Source organism: Paracoccus sp. TOH (genome assembly GCF_030388245.1).
In the GTDB taxonomy this organism is placed as follows: domain Bacteria; phylum Pseudomonadota; class Alphaproteobacteria; order Rhodobacterales; family Rhodobacteraceae; genus Paracoccus; species Paracoccus simplex.
In genome coordinates this window covers 1,626,840-1,643,088 of the sequence record NZ_CP098360.1, presented here as the reverse complement: position 1 = coordinate 1,643,088, position 16,249 = coordinate 1,626,840, and the positions used below count along the sequence as shown (strand labels likewise).

The following is a 16,249-nucleotide window of genomic DNA, read 5'->3' as shown; positions in this document are numbered from 1 at the left end:
TTTGCCTAGCAACGGGGGGCGATCTTGGCAAGTTTTGCCGGCGCTCAGGCGCGGCGCAGCCGGCCGCGCCCCTCGGCCAGCCAGCCGGCCAGCGCCAGCCCGGCGATCAGCGCCAGCCAGGCCCAGCCCGGCAGCAGCGGCCGGTGCGTCATGCCGCTGACCGATGCAGCGTCGCGCGGGGTGATGGCGATCCAGGGGCCGGCCACGCCCTGGCCATGCGCCGGCCGGCCTTCGCGCACCGTGCGCAGCGATGGGACGCCCTCGGAGAGCGGCAGCACCGCCCCCTGCGTCGCCTCGGCCAGGGGGCCCAGCACCGCGCCCGAGGCCACGGTTTCCTCGAATTCCCGCGGTGCCGCCGGGCCGAGCGCCAGGACGCGGCTGATCTCGCCATCGGCCAGCCGATACAGCCCCGGTCCCCGCGCCGTCCAGCGCGCGGTAAAACGGCCCGGCCCGGCCTCGGCCAGCGGCAGATCCTCGGTCCCGCCATCGGGACGGGTGATGCGCAGCGGGCCGGCGGTCTCGTCCATGGTGCGGCGGGTGATGGTCACGGTCAGGCCGCCGGTCACATCGGCCAGCAGCGCCTCCTCCTCCAGTTCCGGTTCCTGCATCGACCAATGCGCGATGCGGCGCAGCAGCTCCAGTTGCGGGCCGCCGCCTTCGAAACCCCGGCCCCAGAGCCAGACCTGGTCCGAGGTCAGCAGCGCCACCCGCCCCTTGCCGACCCGGTTCAGGATCAGCAGCGGCTCGTCATTGGCGCCGGTCATCACCACCTGCGCGCGCGGATCGGGGATCACCTGCGACATGCGCAGCCAGCGGCCCCAATGGCTGTCCGAGCCCTCGGCCGGGGCGCCGGGCAGGCCGGCGGTGACGGGATGGCGCTGGCCCTCCTCGGTCAGCCGCGGCAGGAACGGTTCGTCATAGACCCGGCCGGTCGGGCGCGCCGGGATGATCGCCCCCATCGGCGACAGGTTCAGGCTTTCCACGGTGGACATCTCCGGTCCGGCCGAGACCAGAACCGCGCCGCCCTCTTCGACATAGCGGCGGATGTTCTCGTAATAGAGCGGCATCAGAATGCCGCGCACCCGGTCGCGGTCGAAGATGATCAGGTCGAAATCCTTGATCCGCTCCAGGAACAGTTCCTGGGTCGGGAAGGCGATCAGCGACATCTCGTCCACCGGAACCGCGTCCATCTTGTCCGGCGGCCGCAGGATGGTGAAGTGGATCAGGTCTACGTTCGCGTCGGATTTCAACAGGTTGCGCCAGGTCCGCTCGCCCGCGTGCGGCGCGCCCGAGACCAGCAGCACCCGCAGCCGGTCGCGCACGCCCTGGATCTGCACGGCGGCGGAATTGTTGCGGTCGGTCAGTTCGGGCGTCGGGCCTTCAGGCGCGTCGAAGCCGATCGAGACCACGTTCTGCCCGGCGTGATCCGGCACCACCGGCAGATCCAGCGTCACGCCGGGCGGCAGGTCGAGGCTGCGCATCTCCTCGCCGTCCAGCATGATGCGCAGGCGGGCGGGGGTCTGCGCCACCTCGGGCGGCACCGCCCCCTGGTCCTCGACCCGCAGGCGGATGGTGACGGGCTTGCCGATCAGCCCGTAGGCCGGGGCTTCCTCGATCACCAGCCGGCGGTCCCAGTCGGCGGGCTGGCCGGTCAGCAGCACATGCACCGGCGCGGGCGCGGCGGCCGGGACCATCGGCGCGTCGTGCACCAGCCCGTCGGTCAGGGCGATCACCCCGGCGACGCGGCCCTGCGGCTCGGCGGCCAGCGCCCGGGTCAGGGCCGCGCCGGCCAGCGTGCCGTCCGGGTCGTCGCCCAGCGTCACCCGGCGGATCTCGGTATCCGGCAGGGCGGCAAGCTGGCGGGTCAGTTCCTCGACCGCGGCATCGGTCTGCGCCGCCCGCCCCGGCAGCGCCTGGCTGGCGCTGCGGTCGTCGAGCAGGATCACGATGTCGGACAGTTTGTTGCGGATGCCCGATTCCAGCGCCGGCCCCGCCAGCGCCGCCGCGACGGCCAAGCCGGCCAGTCCGCGCAGCAGCCAGCCGCGCAAGCCGCGCCAAAGCGACCAGAGCGCCACCAGCCCCGCCAGCAGCGCCAGCGCCGCCACGATGGGCCAGGGCAGCAGCGGATCGAAGGCGAGCCCGCTCATTCCGAGACCTCCTCTTGCCGCAGCCGGTCCAGCAATGCAGGCACATGCACCTGATCCGATTTGTAATTCCCGGTCAGCACATACATCACCAGGTTGACCCCGAAGCGATAGGCCATCTCGCGCTGGCGCTCGCCGTCGAAGCCGGAACCGACGCTGAACATCGGCAGGCCGTTATCGTCCACGGCCCAGGCCTCGGCCCAGGCATTGCCGCCGATCAGCACCGGCGACACGCCGTCGTTGAGATTGCGGAACGGGACCCCCTCGGCAGCCTCGGCGCCGGCGGGGGGCGCCTCGGCCCAGATCTCGCGCCCCTGATAGCGGCCGGGAAAATCCCTGAGCAGGTAGAAGGTCCGGGTCAGGACGTGATCCCCGGGCACCGGCGCCAGCGGCGGAATGTCCAGCGGCGCGGCCAGGGTCTGCAGCGTCGCCGAGCCGTCCGGCCCGCCCAGACCGGCGATGTCGCCGTCGCGGGTGTCGAACAGGATCATCCCGCCCGAGCGCAGGAAATGGTTCAGCCGCACATAGGCCTGCGGCGAGGGCAAGGGCTGCGCCTCGGTCACCGGCCAGTAGAGAAAGGTCAGCAGCGACAGGTCGTCGCGGTCGGGGTCGATGCCGATGGGCTCGTCCGGTTCGACCGTGGTGCGGGCGGTGAGCACCTGCGACAGCCCGCGCAGACCGGCTTCGGATGCCGCATCCACCTCGGCATCGCCGGTGATCACATAGGCCAGCGTCACCTCGTCCGCGGCCCGCATCAGGCGGGGGTCGGGCGCCTCTTGCGCGTGAAGCGCAGCGGTCCAGCACAGGGCCCAGAAGGGCAGGATCAACAGGATCAGCCTCATGCGAACCCCCTGTCCCGGCCGCGCCGCGTGCCGCGCGCCAGCCAGGCGCTGCCCAGGGCGTCCAGCGCGAACAGCGCCGCGGCCAGCGCGACCAGCCAGCCGCGCAGGTCCAGCCCCGGCGCCTGCGCCGCGCTTTCGATCCGCGCGCCCGGCCAGTCGGCCAGGGCGATCGGCCCGCCGGCATTCAGCGCCGCCATGCGCTCGCCGCCGCGATAAAGCCCTGCCGGGGCGCCCGGCGCCGGCCCCTTGGCGAAATCGGCGGCGGCCACCGGCACCGGATTGCCGGGCTCGGCGCTGCGGCCGAAGCCGTCCAGCACCAGTTCGGGCAACCAGAAGGGCTGTTCCGCCGCCTCGACCTCGGGCGCGGCGGCGCTGGCGCGGGCGCTGCGCACCAGCCGGTCCAGCATTTCGACGAACAGGCCCGAGATCGCCAGGTTCGACCATTCCGCATTCGCGGTGGTGTGGAACAGCACCAGCTGCCCCTGCCCCAGCGGCGCGCGCGTGACCAGCGGCGTGCCGTCGGAAAGCTGGGCGATGGTGCGCTCGGCCAGGTCCGGGGCCGGCTCGGCCAGCAATTGCGCGCGCACCGTGGCATCGCGCGGCACGGCAAGGCCGGCGAAGGGCCCGTCGGCGGCAAAGGGCCGGATGCCGCGCGGCTCGCCCCAGCTCAGCGCGCCGCCGATGTCGCGCCCGCCGGCGCGCAGCCGCACCGGCAGCAGCGCCTCCTCGCTCAGCCGGTCCGAGGCCGCCATGCGCGGGCCGGAGAACCGCACCAGCAGCCCGCCGGCTTCCACCCAATCGCGCAGCTCGGCCTGTTCGGCCAGACCAAGCTGGTCGGCGATCACGATCACGTCGGGCGAGGCCTGCAGCACATCGCCCAGCCCACCCTCGATCAGGTCGGTCGAGGGGGCGAGCGACCGGCGCAGGTAATGCATGGGCGACAGCAGCCGCTGCCCTTCTCTGGCGCGGTCGTCGCCGACCAGCGCCACCTTGCGGCGGCGCATGCTGTCATCGGCCAGCACCACCGCCCCGGCCGAAACCTGGCCCTCGACCTCGAAGCGGGTGATGCGGTTGCGCAATTCGGACGGCAGGGTGATCGGGATGAGATAGCTGGCGACGCCGCCCTGGACGCCGCTCTCGGGCACCCCGGGCTTCAGCCGGGCCAGTTCGCGCGGGACGCCCTGCGGGTCGAGGCCCATGGCCAGCACCTCGGGCACCGGACCGCCGCCGGTCACGCGCAGCCGCAGCGCCGGCCGGTCGCCGGCAACGGGTTCCAGCGCCAGGCGCGGGCCCTGCGGCGGCACCACCGTCACCCGGCCCCGGCCCGACAGCGCCGCCAGCCAGTCGGCGCGGCCGTCATGGTCCAGCCCGTCGCTGAGCCAGAGCACCGACAGCGCCGCCGGCGCCTCGGCCAGCGCCGCATCGGGGTCGGCGGGATAGCGCGTCTCCCACGCGGCGGGGCGCAGGGCGCGCAATTGCCCGGCAAGCTCGGAAGCGGGCTGGAAGGCCAGCGCCCCCTCGGCCCGGCCGTCCGCGACCATCAGCGCTGCCGGCTGGCCCGCCGCCGCGGCCTGATCCAGCGCCCGCAAGGCCCGCTCCTGCCGCTGCGGCCAGTCGGGCGCCGCGGCCCAGCCGGCATCCATGACGATCAGCAGCGGCCCCTGCCCGCCCTGGTCCGGCGACGGCTTCCAGACCGGCCCGGCAAAGCCCAGGATCAGCGCCGCGATCGCCAGCACCCGCAGCAGCAGCAGCCACCACGGCGTATGCCGCGCCACCGGATGCGGATCCTTGAGGCCCAGAAGCAGCCGGGTGCCCGGAAACCGCACCAGCTTGGGCGACGGCGGCATGGCGCGCAGGATCAGCCACAGCACCGGCAACGCCGCCAGCGCCGCCAGCAGCCAGGGGGTCAGGAAGCCGAGGGGGCCCAGGACCAGCATCAGCCCTCCAGCACCGACCAGAGCCACAGCAGCGCCTGCGCCGGCGGCGCGGCGGTGTCATGGCTGCCGAAATGCCAGCCCGCGGTCAGCGCCGCGCGCTGGAGCAGTTCGCGCCGCTCGGCCAGCCGCGCCAGATAGGCGCCCCGCAGCCCGGCCGCGTCGCGGGTGTCGTGGCGAAGCGCCCCCGAGGCCGAGCGGAACAGCACCGCGCCGCCCCAGGGAAAGCCCTCCTCGTCCGGGTCCAGCACCTGCATCAGCACGCCCTGCACGCCAAGGCTGGCCGCGCGGCCGAGATAGTCCAGCACCGGCTGCGGATCGCCCAGGAAATCGTCGAACAGCACCACGCGCTGGCCGGGACGCAGCGCCTCGGCCGGCGGCGCGTCCTCGTCGCCGTCCAGCGCCTGGCGGGCGATCAGCGCCTCGGCGATGCGCTCGGCCTGCAGGCGGCCGGGGCGCGGCGGCTGGCCGGTCAGCGCCACGCGTTCGCTGCCGGCCAGCAACGCCATCGCCAAGGCCAGCGCCAGCAGATCGGCGCGGTCGCGCTTGCTGGGCCGGTCCTCGCCGCCCGCGTAATCCATGCCCGCCGCGCCCGAGACCCAAAGCGCCGCCGATTGCGCCACCTGCGCCTCGCGGTCGCGGACGAACTGCCCGTCCGAGCGGGCCGAGCGTCGCCAGTCGATGCTGCGCGCCGTATCGCCCGCAGTGGCGGGGCGGTATTGCCAGAAATCCTCGCCGGTGCCGGCCCGGCGCTGGCCATGCGCGCCGGCGACCAGCGCCGCCGCCAGCCGCTCGGCCGAGAGCATCAGCGCCGGCAGCGCCGCCGAGGCGGCCTCGGCCCGGGCGCGCAGCTGGTCGGCCGAGGGTTTCACGCGGCCGCCTGCATCCGGTCGCCGACCAGCCGCGCGATCACGCCCTCGATGCCGTCGCCGCGGGCGCGGGCGGCAAAGCTCAGCGCCATGCGGTGGCGCAGCACAGGGGCGGCCATGGCCTCGACATCGTCGAGCGTCGGCGCGAAACGGCCGTTCAGCGCCGCCCGCGCCCGCGTCACCAGCGTCAGCGCCTGCGCGGCGCGCGGCCCCGGCCCCCAGACCAGCGTGTCGGCCATCCAGCCGGGCGCCTCGGGCGCACCGGGCCGCGCGGCCCGCACCAGGTCAAGGATCGCGTTCAGCACCGTCTCGCCCACCGGCATGCGCCGGATCAGCGCCTGCGCCGCGACCAGCCCCGCCGCGTCGAAGACCGCATGGGCGCGGCCCTGTTCGACCCCGGTGGTGGCCAGCAGGATGGCGCGCTCGGTGTCGCGGTCGGGATAATCCACGTCGATCTGCAACAGGAAACGGTCCAGCTGCGCCTCGGGCAAGGGATAGGTGCCCTCCTGCTCGATCGGGTTCTGGGTGGCAAGGACGTGGAAGGGCCGGCCCAGCGGCCGATGTTCGCCGCCGATGGTCACCTCGCTCTCCTGCATGGCCTGCAGCAGCGCGGATTGGGTGCGGGGGCTGGCGCGGTTGATCTCGTCCGCCATCAGCAGCTGGGTGAAGACCGGCCCCTCGATGAAGCGGAAGGCGCGGGTGCCGTCGGGGCGGATGTCCAGCACCTCGGAGCCCAGGATGTCGGCCGGCATCAGGTCGGGGGTGAACTGGATGCGCGCGGTATCAAGGCCCAGCACCGTGGCCAGCGTATCGACCAGCATGGTCTTGCCCAGGCCCGGCTGGCCGACCAGCAGCGCGTGCCCGCCCGACAGGATCGCGGCCAGCACCTGCTCGACCACCGCATGCTGGCCGACGAAGCGGCGCTCGACGCTGGCGCGGACCTGGGCCAGCCGGTCGGTCAGCGTCAAGATTTCCGAAACCAGTTTTTCATCCTCGGCCATGACAACGCCCCGTTTCTGCTCTAGGACAACATAAAGGCAGGTGTGACGGGGTCCACAGGGAATGGTGGAAAAGACTGACAATAGCGTGAGCGATGCGAGCGGAATTGCCGCCGCCGCCAGCCGCGCGTCGAAGAAGGGTCCGCCGCCCGTGCATCTGTGGAATCCCCCCTTCTGCGGCGATCTCGACATGGAAATCCGCGCCGATGGCAGCTGGTTCTATAACGGAACCCCCATCGGCCGGCCCGAAATGGTGCGCCTCTTCGCCTCGATCCTGAAGCGAGAGGGTAACGATTACTTTCTGGTCACCCCGGTCGAAAAGGTCGGCATCCGCGTGGTCGATGCGCCCTTCGTCGCCGTCGATGCCGAGATCGGGGAGGAGATCAGCTTTACCACCAATGTGGCCGACCGGGTGATCGCCGGTCCCGAGCATGCGATCGCGCTGCGCGGGACGGTCGAGGAACCCCGGCCCTATGTGCATATTCGCCGCGGTCTTTGGGCGCTGATCGACCGCAAGACATTCTACCGACTGGCCGATGCAGCTATGCCCGGCGAAAACGGGCGTATGGAAGTGCGATCGGGAGGGACGGCCTTTCCTCTGGAGCCCTGACCATGGCGCGATTCGCCGCCAACCTGACCTATCTGTTCACCGAGCTGCCGATGCAGCAGCGCTTTGCCGCCGCGCGCCGCGCCGGCTTTCACGGGGTCGAGATCCTGTTTCCCTATGACCTGGCGGTCAAGGAACTGACCCGGGCCGCGCAGGCGGCGGGGGTGGAATTCGTGCTGATGAACACGCCGCCGCCGAACTGGGCGGGCGGCCCGCGCGGCTTTGCCGCCGAACCGGGCAACGAGGCGCGGTTCCGCAGCGATTTCGACCGGGCCATGCGCTTCGCCCGGGCATTGGGGGTGCAGCATCTGCATGTGATGGCCGGCAAGGCCGCCGGGGCCGCGGCCCGGCGCACGCTGGTCGCGAACCTTCGCTGGGCCTGCGCCCGCGCGCCGCAGGCCAGCCTGACCATCGAGCCGATGAATGGCGAGGACATGCCGGGCTATTTTCTCGACTGCTTCGATCTGGCGGCCGAGATCGTCGAGGAGGTCGGCGCCGCCAATCTGGGGCTGCAATTCGACGCCTACCAGGCGCAGATGATCCATGGCGACGCGCTGGAGATCTGGCAGCGCCATGCCGGCCGGGTGCGGCACATCCAGGTCGCCGGCTGCCCGGGCCGGCACGAACCGCGCCAGGGCGATGCCCATTTCGCCGAATTGCTGCGGGCCGTCGACGGTTCCGGCTATCAGGGCTGGGTGGGGGCGGAATATTCGCCGCGTACCTCGACCGAGGCCGGGCTGCGCTGGCTGCGCTCGGCCTGACAGCGGCCTGACAGCGGCCGGGCCGCGCCGGGTCCGGGCGGGAAATGGCGGCGCTGGTGCGGTGGCCGGGCCGACTGCCGGGCACGGCCTCCGCCAGCGCCGTGTCGCTTCCCGTCCGCCGGGTTTCGGCAAGCCAGCGGCGCCGGCCTGTCAATCCTCGCCGGGCAGGCGCTTGGCCATCCGTTCGGCCATCGCCTGATAGCCGCTGGCCTTCAGGCCGGCGATCGTGCCCAGATAGTCCCGCGGCTCGCGGTTCTGGCTGAGCTTCGATTTCGCCAGGGTCCGGCGCAGGGCGATGCGGAAGGCGACGATGCCGTTCAGCATCTGCTGCAGGTAATCGGCCGGGGCGTCGGCCATGCGCCAGGCCTGGGTGCCGTTCAGGCGGCGCTCGTGCTTGCGGGTCAGCAGGCCGACGGCCGCGCGCTTGGCATGGTCGTCATGCTGGAAGCTGATGGCGCCATAGGCATGGACCACCTGATAGTTCCAGGTCGGGACGTGCCGGTGATGCTCGGCCTTGCTCGGGTAGAAATTCGGCGAGACATAGGCATCCTCGCCCCGGAAGATCGCCAGCACCTCCTGACCATCGGCGATCAGCCGGTGCATGTCGTTGGCCAGCGCCACATGCCCGATCAGCGTGCCATCCGGGGCGGCCAGCAGCGGGATATGGTTGGCAACCAGCCCCTTTCCGGTCTGCGCCACGATGCAGGCCAAAGGCGCGGTCTCGATGATCGCGGCGATTTCGTCGGGGCGGATCTCGTGGAAATGCGGGGGGACATACATGCTTGCTGCTCCGATGCCGAGACTGCCGGATCGTGTCCTTGGCCCAGGATGATGACAATGCCCGCGCCGGCCGGAACCGGCGCAGGGCAAGCGCTGCTAGTAAGCCGCGCTGCCGGTGCCGGCGGGAAGCGCGCCATAGGGCAGCCAGATGGTCTTGCTGCGGCTGGCGGCGCGCAGGAATTCCCGGCCTTGCGCCTTCGCATCGGTCCAATCGCGCGGCTCGGGCGTCCAGACCGGGATCAGGGTCTCGGCCGCGGTGCGCTGCACCTCGGCCAGCCCCTCGCCCTGCCCGGCATGCCAGATCGCCGAGACGCCGTCATGCGCGGCAAGCGCCCCCGCCAGCGCATCACGCGGACCGCTGACGATGTTCACCACACCGCCCGGCACGTCCGAGCAGGCCAGAACCTGCGCCAGCGTCAGCGCCGCCATCGGCCGGTCCTGCGACGGGATCGCCACCACGGCATTGCCCATGGCGATGGCCGGCAGCACCAGCGCCATGAACCCCGCCAGCGGCGCGGCCGTGGGCGCGACCAGTCCCATGACGCCATGCGGCTCGGGCTGCACATGGCACAGGTGGCCGGGCTTGGCCGCAACCGTGGCGCCGTCGTATTTGTCGGCGAAACCGGCATAGAAGAAGCAGCGGCGGATGGCGGCATCGACCTCGGCCGGACTGGCGAAGCCGGCGAATTCGGCGCGGCGCTGCGCCAGGTTTTCGGCCAGGAAATACAGCACCTGCGCCCGGCCGTGGCCGCCCAGGCCCTGCCATTTCGCCAGCGCGGACCCCGCCGCCTCGACGGCGTTGCGGATGTCCTTGCGATTGCCCAGCGGCACCAGCTCGTCCTGCGCCAGGTAGCTGGCACCGCCATCCGGCCGCTTCTGCGCGCCGCCGATGTAATGCTTGACGGTGCGGTCGATCCCGGCGCTGTCCTCGGGCGCCTCGACCGGGGCGATCTCCGCCGGCACCGGGTCGCGCTGCGCGGCGACGGCGGCGGTAAGATAATCCAGCATCCCCTCGCGCCCGCCTTCGCGGCCATAGCCCGAATCGCGCATCCCGCCAAAGGGCGCGGCGGCGTCGAACAGGTTGGCGCAATTCACCCAGACCACGCCGGCCTTGATCCGCGCCGCCATGTCGGTCGCCACCGTGGCGCTTTCCGACCAGACCGAGGCTGCCAGCCCATAGCGGGTGTTGTTGGCCAGATCCGCCGCCTCGTCCGCGGTGCGAAAGGTGGACAGCGTGGCGATGGGGCCGAAGATCTCCTCGACCATGCCGGGATTGGCGGGCGCGATGTTGCGCAGATAACCCGGCGCGATGAAACAGCCCGCCGCCGGCGCGCCGCCGACCAGCTCCGCCCCGGCGGCGGTCGCCCGGTCGAGGATGCGCAGGATACGATCCTTTTGCACCGGATCGACGATGGCGCCGATATCGGTGGATTTGTCGAGCGGCGGGCCGAGGCGCAGGCTCTGCATCCGGGCCCGCAGCAGCGCCTCGAACCGCGCGGCGACCGATTCGGCGACCAGGATGCGCGAGCCGGCGCAGCAGACCTCGCCCTGGTTGAACCAGATCGAATCGACCACGCCCTCGATGGCGGCGTCCAGGTCGGCATCCTCCATGACCACGAAGGGCGACTTGCCGCCCAGCTCCAGCGTCAGCCGCTTGCCCGAACCCGCGACGGCGCGGGCGATGCCGCGCCCGACCTCGGTCGAGCCGGTGAAGGCGATCTTGTCCACCGGTGCCTCGACCAGCGCCGCGCCGGTCTCGCCGTCGCCGGTGACGATGTTGACCACCCCGGCGGGCAGCCCGACATGGGCGCAGATCTCGGCAAAGGCCAGCGCGGTCAGCGGCGTGTATTCGGCCGGCTTCAGCACCACGGTATTGCCGGCGGCCAGGGCCGGCGCCACCTTCCAGGCCAGCATCAGCAGCGGAAAGTTCCAGGGGATGATCTGGCCGCAGACGCCCAGCGGGCCATGGCCGGGAAATTCGGTCTCGGCCAGCTCGGCCCAGCCGGCGTGATGGTAGAAATGCCGCACCACCAGCGGCACGTCGATGTCGCGGCTTTCGCGGATCGGCTTGCCGTTGTCCAGCGTCTCCAGCACCGCCAGGAAGCGTTCGCGCTTCTGGATGGTGCGCGCGATGGCATACAGAAAGCGCGCCCGCACATGGCCGGGCATGGCGCCCCAGCCGCGCTGCGCCCGGCGGGCGGCGCGCACCGCCTTCATCACGTCGCGGGCGGTGCCTTGCGTGACCTGCGCCAGTTCTTCGCCGGTCGAGGGGTCGCGGCTGGCAAAGGTCTCGCCCGGCCGGGTGAAACGTCCGGCGATGAAATGGCCGAAGCGGCCGCGTTCGCGCAGCCAGTCGCGGACGGCAGAGGCATCCTCGGGCGCGGGGCCGTATTCCATGCTTTCCATGATTTCGCTTACCTTCGGCATGTTCACCCCGCGGCCAGACGATGGGCGCCGGCATAGCGCCCGGTGACGTGATGGGAGATCTGCCGCTCGATATCGGCCAGAAGCGAGCTGGCGCCGATGCGGAACAGATCCGGCCGCAGCCAGTCGCGGCCCAGCTCCTCGGCCATCAGCACCTGCCAGTTCAGCGCGTCCCTGGCGGTTTTCAACCCGCCGGCCGGCTTGAAGCCGACGGCAAAGCCGGTCTGGTCACGATAGTCGCGGATCGCGCGCAACATGACCAAGCTGACCGGCAGCGTGGCGTTCACCGGCTCTTTCCCGGTCGAGGTCTTGATGAAATCGGCGCCGGCCTGCATGGCGACATGGCTGGCCTTGGCGACATTGCCCAGGGTCTTGAGCTCGCCCGTCGCCAGGATCGCCTTCATCCGGGCATGGCCGCAAGCCTCGCGCATGTCGCAGATCTCGTCGTAAAGCGCCGCCCATTCGCCGCGCAGCACCAGCGCACGGGAAATGACGATGTCGATCTCGTCCGCGCCCTGGTCCAGTGCATAGCGGATCTCGGCCAGCCGCAGGTCAAGCGGCATCAGCCCGGCCGGAAAGCCGGTCGCGACCGAGGCGACGGGGATCGCCGTGCCGGCCAGCGCCCGTTTCGCCGCCGCCACCATGGTCGGATAGACGCAGACCGCGCCGGTGGTCAGGTGATCGACCCCCAGCGCCGCCAACTGACCGGCATCGACGGGCTGGCGCGCCTTGGCGCAAAGCCGGGCCACGCGGTCGGGCGTGTCGTCGCCCGACAGCGTGGTCAGGTCGATGCAACCTACCGCGTTCAGAAGCCAGGCCGCCTGCCATTCCTTTTTCAGGCTGCGGCGCGCGGCCAGGCTTGCGGCGCGGCGCTCGGCCGCCGGCGTGTTGACCTGGATGGTCTCGAACCAGTCGAGGCGGAAATCGGTGCCGGGGTTCTTGCGCTCCATCGCTCAGCGCCCCCGCAGCCCGTCCCACCAGCGCCGCATGCGCCCGCGCGCCCGGTCGCGCGCCGCGTCGGCCCGGGCGTCGATCCGGTCCCAGGTCTCGTCGGCGGAGCGCACCGCGGGGTCGATGGTGCGCTCGCGGAACTGGTTCCACATGCGCCAGAGCAGGAACAGCAGCGCCCCCAGCACCAGCAGGATGATCTGCGCCGCCCAGTTGAAGGGCTTGACCTCGGGCCCCGCCACCGGCTTCACCGAGATGGCGTTGGGATAGATCGACAACCAGGAGATGCGCCAGCCGTAAGAGGTCACGCTGACCCATTCCGGACTGGCCGCGGTCGAGCGCATGTCCGTCGCCCGCGCATGCAGGTTCGAGCTGTCGTATTTGAAATAGGGCGGCCAGATCCAGCCGGTATCCTCGTTACGATAGACATAGGGCTTGCCGTTCAGGCGCACCGTGTCGATGAAGCGCACGTCGCGCTGCCCCTGCGCGTTCTGCACCGTGCCGGTGTCGGGCGAGGCATAGAAGATACGGTTCGCGCCGATATCGGTCAGGCGGTTGTAGGTGTTGGTAATGCGGACCGTCTGCTTCGAGGGCAGCGTGTAGTCCAGGAACGAAAAGACCGCGATCCCGAAGATCACTCCAAGGACGGTCAGGAACCAGCGCATCGGCGCCCCCCTCAGTTGTAATTCACGAACACGATGATCACGATGATCGCGACCACCGGCAGAACCAGCACCAGCCCGACGAGCCGCGCCCGCAGGGTCTTGCCGAAACCCACCATCGAACGCCGCACGAACTCGGCGCGTTCCGGCGAGGGGCCCGCGCGTTCGGGATGGCGGCGATCCCATTCCTTTTCAAGCTCTTCCCGGCGCAGGCTGCGGATGTAGATCGAAATCAACACATAGAAGATCAGCTCGACGGCCAGGACCATGCCGATCAGGCGGAGAAAGGCGATCATCGGGCCGACCCTGGTTGCGAAAAACCTGCCCCATGGAAGGCCCGCGCGCCGCGACTGTCAATGACCCCATTGCCGCGCCCCCGCGCCCGGCCTAGCCTTGCACCATGGACGCCCTTGCCCTCGAGATCGAGAACCGCCGCGACGACCTGGTCCGCCTGACCCAGGATCTGATCCGCATTCCGACGCTGAACCCGCCAGGACGCAACTACCGCGAGATCTGCGAATACCTGCAGGCGCGGCTAGCACGGCAGGGTTGGACCTGCGAGCTGATCCGCGCCCATGGCGCGCCCGGCGACTGCGAGGCTTTCCCGCGCTGGAACCTGGTGGCCCGGCATCGCGGCGGCCCGCCCGGCGAATGCGTGCATTTCAACAGCCATCACGACGTGGTCGAGATCGGCCATGGCTGGAGCCGCGATCCCTTCGCCGCCGAACTGGCCGATGGCCGCATCTATGGCCGCGGCGCCTGCGACATGAAGGGGGGCTTGGCCGCCAGCATCATCGCCGCCGAGGCCTTCACGGCGCTTTACCCCGACCACCCCGGCCAGATCGAGATCAGCGCCACCGCGGACGAGGAATCGGGCGGTTTCGGCGGCGTGGCCTATCTGGCCCAGCAGGGCGCCTTTGCGCATGTCGGCCATGTCATCATCCCCGAGCCCCTGCACAAGGACCGCATCTGCCTGGGTCATCGCGGCGTCTGGTGGGCCGAGATCGAGACGCATGGCCGCATCGCCCATGGCTCGATGCCCTTCCTGGGCGACAGCGCCATCCGCCACATGGGCGCGGTGCTGGAGGAAATGGAACGCACGCTGTTCCCGCTGCTGATGACCAAACACACGCAGATGCCGGTGATCCCCGAAGGCGCGCGGAATTCGACGCTGAACATCAACTCGATCCATGGCGGCGAGCCGGATCTCGGCCCCGACTTCACCGGTCTGCCGGCACCCTGCGTCGCCGACCGCTGCCGCATCACCATCGACCGCCGCTTCCTGATCGAGGAGGAGCTGTCGGAAGTGAAGCGCGAGGTCACCGCGCTGCTCGAAAAGGTCAAGGCGCAAAGGCCCGGCTTCTCCTATGAGATCCGCGACCTGTTCGAGGTCATCCCCAGCATGACAGACCGCAAGGCCCCGGTGGTGCGCTCGACCGCGGCGGCCATCGAACGGGTGCTGGGCCGCGAGGCCGGCTATGTCGTCAGCCCCGGCACCTACGACCAGAAGCACATCGACCGCATCGGCAAGCTGCAGAACTGCATCGCCTACGGGCCGGGGGTGCTGGACCTGGCGCACCAGCCCGACGAATGGGTGGGCGTGGACGACATGCGGGATTCCGCCCGCGTCATGGCCCTGGTGCTCGACGACCTCCTGCGCGGCGCTTCGGGGGATTCCCCCCGCTTTGCACCTGTGGCATGATCGCCCGAAACAACCGAGCAGACCATGACCCAACGCCTGTCGATCAGCGCCATCATCTTCTTCGTCGTGATGATCCTTCTGGGCGTCTATTTCGCCTATGCGGCGGTGCAGGGCCCCTCGGGCATCCTGCGGCGGGTGCAGTTGCAGGCCGAGACGCAGGAACTGGTCCAGCAGCGCGACAAGCTGCAGGCCGAGGTGGACCGGATGCGCAACCTGACCCGGCGCCTGTCGGACGAATATCTCGATCTCGACCTGCTGGACGAACGCGCCCGCGACGTGCTGGGCCTGGTGCGCGCCGACGAGATCATCATCCGCTGACCGCTCCCGCGGGCTCTGGCCCCGCTTCTTCACCGTTGTCCAAATACCCCTGCGACCGCCCGCCCGAGGCGCCGCGCGGCCGCCTTCGCGCGCGCCCGGCGACCGGCGGCTTTCCGCATCTGCCCTCTGGACGGATGCACGAGTCCGGTTTACTTCCCCCGAAAGCTTCGCCTAGAACTAGTTTAACGCTGAACTATTCCTTGCCCCGAGGAGGAGGCCCATGGTCAGAAAGCCCGCAGCCAGGCAGAGCACGTCCAACGTGTCCAAGGATGAGCTGCTCAAATACTACCGCGACATGCTGTTGATCCGGCGATTCGAGGAAAAGGCCGGCCAGCTTTACGGCATGGGCCTGATCGGCGGCTTCTGCCATCTCTATATCGGCCAGGAGGCCGTCGTCGTCGGCCTCGAGGCCGCCGCCAAAGAAGGCGACAAGCGCATCACCTCCTACCGCGACCACGGCCACATGCTGGCCTGCGGCATGGAAGCCCGCGGCGTGATGGCCGAGCTGACCGGCCGCATCGGCGGCTATTCCAAGGGCAAGGGCGGCTCGATGCACATGTTCAGCCGCGAGAAGCATTTCTACGGCGGCCACGGCATCGTCGCGGCGCAGGTGCCGCTGGGCGCCGGCCTTGCCTTCGCCGACAAGTATCTGGGCAACGACAACGTCACCTTCGTCTATTTCGGCGACGGCGCCTCGAACCAGGGCCAGGTCTACGAAACCTACAACATGGCCGAGCTCTGGGAGCTGCCGGTGGTCTTCGTCATCGAGAACAACCAATATGCCATGGGCACCTCGATGAAGCGCTCGACCAAGTCGACCACGCTGTTCGGCCGCGGCGAGGCCTTCGGCATCAAGGGCGAGCAAGTGGACGGCATGGACGTGCTGGCGGTCAAGGCCGCGGGCGAAAAGGCCGTGGCGCATTGCCGCGCCGGCAAGGGGCCGTACATCCTGGAAGTCATGACCTATCGCTATCGCGGCCATTCGATGTCCGACCCGGCGAAATACCGCACCCGCGAGGAAGTGCAGAAGATGCGGGACGAGCGCGACGCCATCGAGCATGTGCGCGAACTGCTCCTGACCGGCCAGCACGCCTCCGAGGAGGACCTCAAGGCCATCGACAAGGAGATCAAGGATATCGTGAACGACTCGGCCGAATTCGCCAAGGAAAGCCCCGAGCCGCCGCTGGAGGAGCTCTGGACCGATATCTACGCCAAGGAAGTGCCGCAGGGCGGCGCGGAACAGAACGCCTGAGGGGAGGG

15 protein-coding genes are annotated in these 16,249 nt (G+C 70.4%); 5 read left to right on the top strand and 10 right to left on the bottom strand.

Annotated features, from left to right (window positions below):
* Positions 1-44: 44 nt before the first annotated feature.
* The 5 genes from NBE95_RS08200 to NBE95_RS08185 are packed head-to-tail and all read right to left on the bottom strand — an operon-like array spanning position 45 to position 6,790.
* Positions 45-2,147: a hypothetical protein gene (locus NBE95_RS08200; protein WP_289893418.1), complete on the bottom strand. Its 2,103-nt coding sequence runs from the start codon at positions 2,145-2,147 to the stop codon at positions 45-47.
* Entirely contained in the window at positions 2,144-2,986 is an 843-nt protein-coding gene (locus NBE95_RS22375; RefSeq protein WP_354670348.1) for a DUF4159 domain-containing protein, read from the bottom strand. Before NBE95_RS22375 ends, NBE95_RS08200 begins: the two co-directional genes overlap by 4 nt.
* Positions 2,983-4,923 (bottom strand): BatA domain-containing protein, encoded by a 1,941-nt coding sequence (locus NBE95_RS08195; protein ID WP_354670347.1) that lies wholly within the window; start codon positions 4,921-4,923, stop codon positions 2,983-2,985. The genes NBE95_RS22375 and NBE95_RS08195 overlap by 4 nt, the downstream gene beginning before the upstream one ends.
* The gene (locus NBE95_RS08190) at positions 4,923-5,792 is read right to left on the bottom strand and encodes a DUF58 domain-containing protein (protein ID WP_289893417.1); all 870 of its coding nucleotides are present in this window, start codon (positions 5,790-5,792) and stop codon (positions 4,923-4,925) included. Before NBE95_RS08190 ends, NBE95_RS08195 begins: the two co-directional genes overlap by 1 nt.
* Positions 5,789-6,790 carry a MoxR family ATPase gene (locus tag NBE95_RS08185; protein WP_289893416.1) on the bottom strand — a complete coding sequence of 334 codons (1,002 nt, stop codon included), beginning with the start codon at positions 6,788-6,790 and terminating at the stop codon, positions 5,789-5,791. The genes NBE95_RS08190 and NBE95_RS08185 overlap by 4 nt, the downstream gene beginning before the upstream one ends.
* 61 nt (positions 6,791-6,851) lie before the next feature.
* Here NBE95_RS08185 and NBE95_RS08180 point away from each other — a divergent pair, with 61 nt between their 5' ends.
* Together NBE95_RS08180 and NBE95_RS08175 are read left to right on the top strand one after the other, a co-directional pair.
* A complete protein-coding gene (locus NBE95_RS08180) occupies positions 6,852-7,397 on the top strand; it encodes a DUF1285 domain-containing protein (RefSeq protein ID WP_289893415.1) in 546 nt (181 codons plus the stop codon).
* A gap of 2 nt (positions 7,398-7,399) precedes the next feature.
* The gene (locus NBE95_RS08175) at positions 7,400-8,155 is read left to right on the top strand and encodes a TIM barrel protein (protein WP_289893414.1); all 756 of its coding nucleotides are present in this window, start codon (positions 7,400-7,402) and stop codon (positions 8,153-8,155) included.
* A 150-nt stretch (positions 8,156-8,305) separates the two neighbouring features.
* On the opposite strand, the gene NBE95_RS08170 is transcribed toward NBE95_RS08175, so the two are convergent.
* From NBE95_RS08170 to NBE95_RS08150, 5 genes are all read right to left on the bottom strand, one after another.
* Positions 8,306-8,935 (bottom strand): FMN-binding negative transcriptional regulator, encoded by a 630-nt coding sequence (locus NBE95_RS08170; protein WP_289893413.1) that lies wholly within the window; start codon positions 8,933-8,935, stop codon positions 8,306-8,308.
* A 96-nt stretch (positions 8,936-9,031) separates the two neighbouring features.
* On the bottom strand, positions 9,032-11,362 hold the full coding sequence (locus NBE95_RS08165) for an aldehyde dehydrogenase family protein (protein WP_289893412.1): 2,331 nt from the start codon (positions 11,360-11,362) through the stop codon (positions 9,032-9,034).
* A 2-nt stretch (positions 11,363-11,364) separates the two neighbouring features.
* Positions 11,365-12,309: a deoxyribose-phosphate aldolase gene (gene deoC / locus NBE95_RS08160; RefSeq protein ID WP_289893411.1), complete on the bottom strand. Its 945-nt coding sequence runs from the start codon at positions 12,307-12,309 to the stop codon at positions 11,365-11,367.
* Between the two features lie 3 nt (positions 12,310-12,312).
* Positions 12,313-12,972: a DUF1523 family protein gene (locus NBE95_RS08155; RefSeq protein ID WP_289893410.1), complete on the bottom strand. Its 660-nt coding sequence runs from the start codon at positions 12,970-12,972 to the stop codon at positions 12,313-12,315.
* A gap of 11 nt (positions 12,973-12,983) precedes the next feature.
* A complete protein-coding gene (locus NBE95_RS08150) occupies positions 12,984-13,265 on the bottom strand; it encodes a hypothetical protein (RefSeq protein WP_289893409.1) in 282 nt (93 codons plus the stop codon).
* A gap of 104 nt (positions 13,266-13,369) precedes the next feature.
* Between NBE95_RS08150 and NBE95_RS08145 the strand changes: the two genes are divergently transcribed.
* The 3 genes from NBE95_RS08145 to pdhA all read left to right on the top strand — a co-directional run bounded on the left by NBE95_RS08145 (position 13,370) and on the right by pdhA (position 16,241).
* Positions 13,370-14,671: an acetylornithine deacetylase/succinyl-diaminopimelate desuccinylase family protein gene (locus NBE95_RS08145; RefSeq protein WP_289893408.1), complete on the top strand. Its 1,302-nt coding sequence runs from the start codon at positions 13,370-13,372 to the stop codon at positions 14,669-14,671.
* A gap of 24 nt (positions 14,672-14,695) precedes the next feature.
* Positions 14,696-14,989 (top strand): septum formation initiator family protein, encoded by a 294-nt coding sequence (locus tag NBE95_RS08140; RefSeq protein ID WP_289893407.1) that lies wholly within the window; start codon positions 14,696-14,698, stop codon positions 14,987-14,989.
* 220 nt (positions 14,990-15,209) lie between these two features.
* On the top strand, positions 15,210-16,241 hold the full coding sequence (gene pdhA / locus NBE95_RS08135; RefSeq protein WP_289893406.1) for a pyruvate dehydrogenase (acetyl-transferring) E1 component subunit alpha: 1,032 nt from the start codon (positions 15,210-15,212) through the stop codon (positions 16,239-16,241).
* Positions 16,242-16,249: the final 8 nt, after the last annotated feature.

Coding starts and splice junctions, on each gene's coding strand:
- NBE95_RS08150 (WP_289893409.1), bottom strand. CDS start 13,265: ATGATCGCCTTTCTCCGCCTGATCGGCATGGTCCTGGCCGTCGAGCTG.
- NBE95_RS22375 (WP_354670348.1), bottom strand. CDS start 2,986: ATGAGGCTGATCCTGTTGATCCTGCCCTTCTGGGCCCTGTGCTGGACC.
- NBE95_RS08165 (WP_289893412.1), bottom strand. CDS start 11,362: ATGCCGAAGGTAAGCGAAATCATGGAAAGCATGGAATACGGCCCCGCG.
- NBE95_RS08175 (WP_289893414.1), top strand. CDS start 7,400: ATGGCGCGATTCGCCGCCAACCTGACCTATCTGTTCACCGAGCTGCCG.
- pdhA (WP_289893406.1), top strand. CDS start 15,210: ATGGTCAGAAAGCCCGCAGCCAGGCAGAGCACGTCCAACGTGTCCAAG.
- deoC (WP_289893411.1), bottom strand. CDS start 12,309: ATGGAGCGCAAGAACCCCGGCACCGATTTCCGCCTCGACTGGTTCGAG.
- NBE95_RS08145 (WP_289893408.1), top strand. CDS start 13,370: ATGGACGCCCTTGCCCTCGAGATCGAGAACCGCCGCGACGACCTGGTC.
- NBE95_RS08140 (WP_289893407.1), top strand. CDS start 14,696: ATGACCCAACGCCTGTCGATCAGCGCCATCATCTTCTTCGTCGTGATG.
- NBE95_RS08155 (WP_289893410.1), bottom strand. CDS start 12,972: ATGCGCTGGTTCCTGACCGTCCTTGGAGTGATCTTCGGGATCGCGGTC.
- NBE95_RS08200 (WP_289893418.1), bottom strand. CDS start 2,147: ATGAGCGGGCTCGCCTTCGATCCGCTGCTGCCCTGGCCCATCGTGGCG.
- NBE95_RS08195 (WP_354670347.1), bottom strand. CDS start 4,923: ATGCTGGTCCTGGGCCCCCTCGGCTTCCTGACCCCCTGGCTGCTGGCG.
- NBE95_RS08170 (WP_289893413.1), bottom strand. CDS start 8,935: ATGTATGTCCCCCCGCATTTCCACGAGATCCGCCCCGACGAAATCGCC.
- NBE95_RS08180 (WP_289893415.1), top strand. CDS start 6,852: ATGGTGGAAAAGACTGACAATAGCGTGAGCGATGCGAGCGGAATTGCC.
- NBE95_RS08185 (WP_289893416.1), bottom strand. CDS start 6,790: ATGGCCGAGGATGAAAAACTGGTTTCGGAAATCTTGACGCTGACCGAC.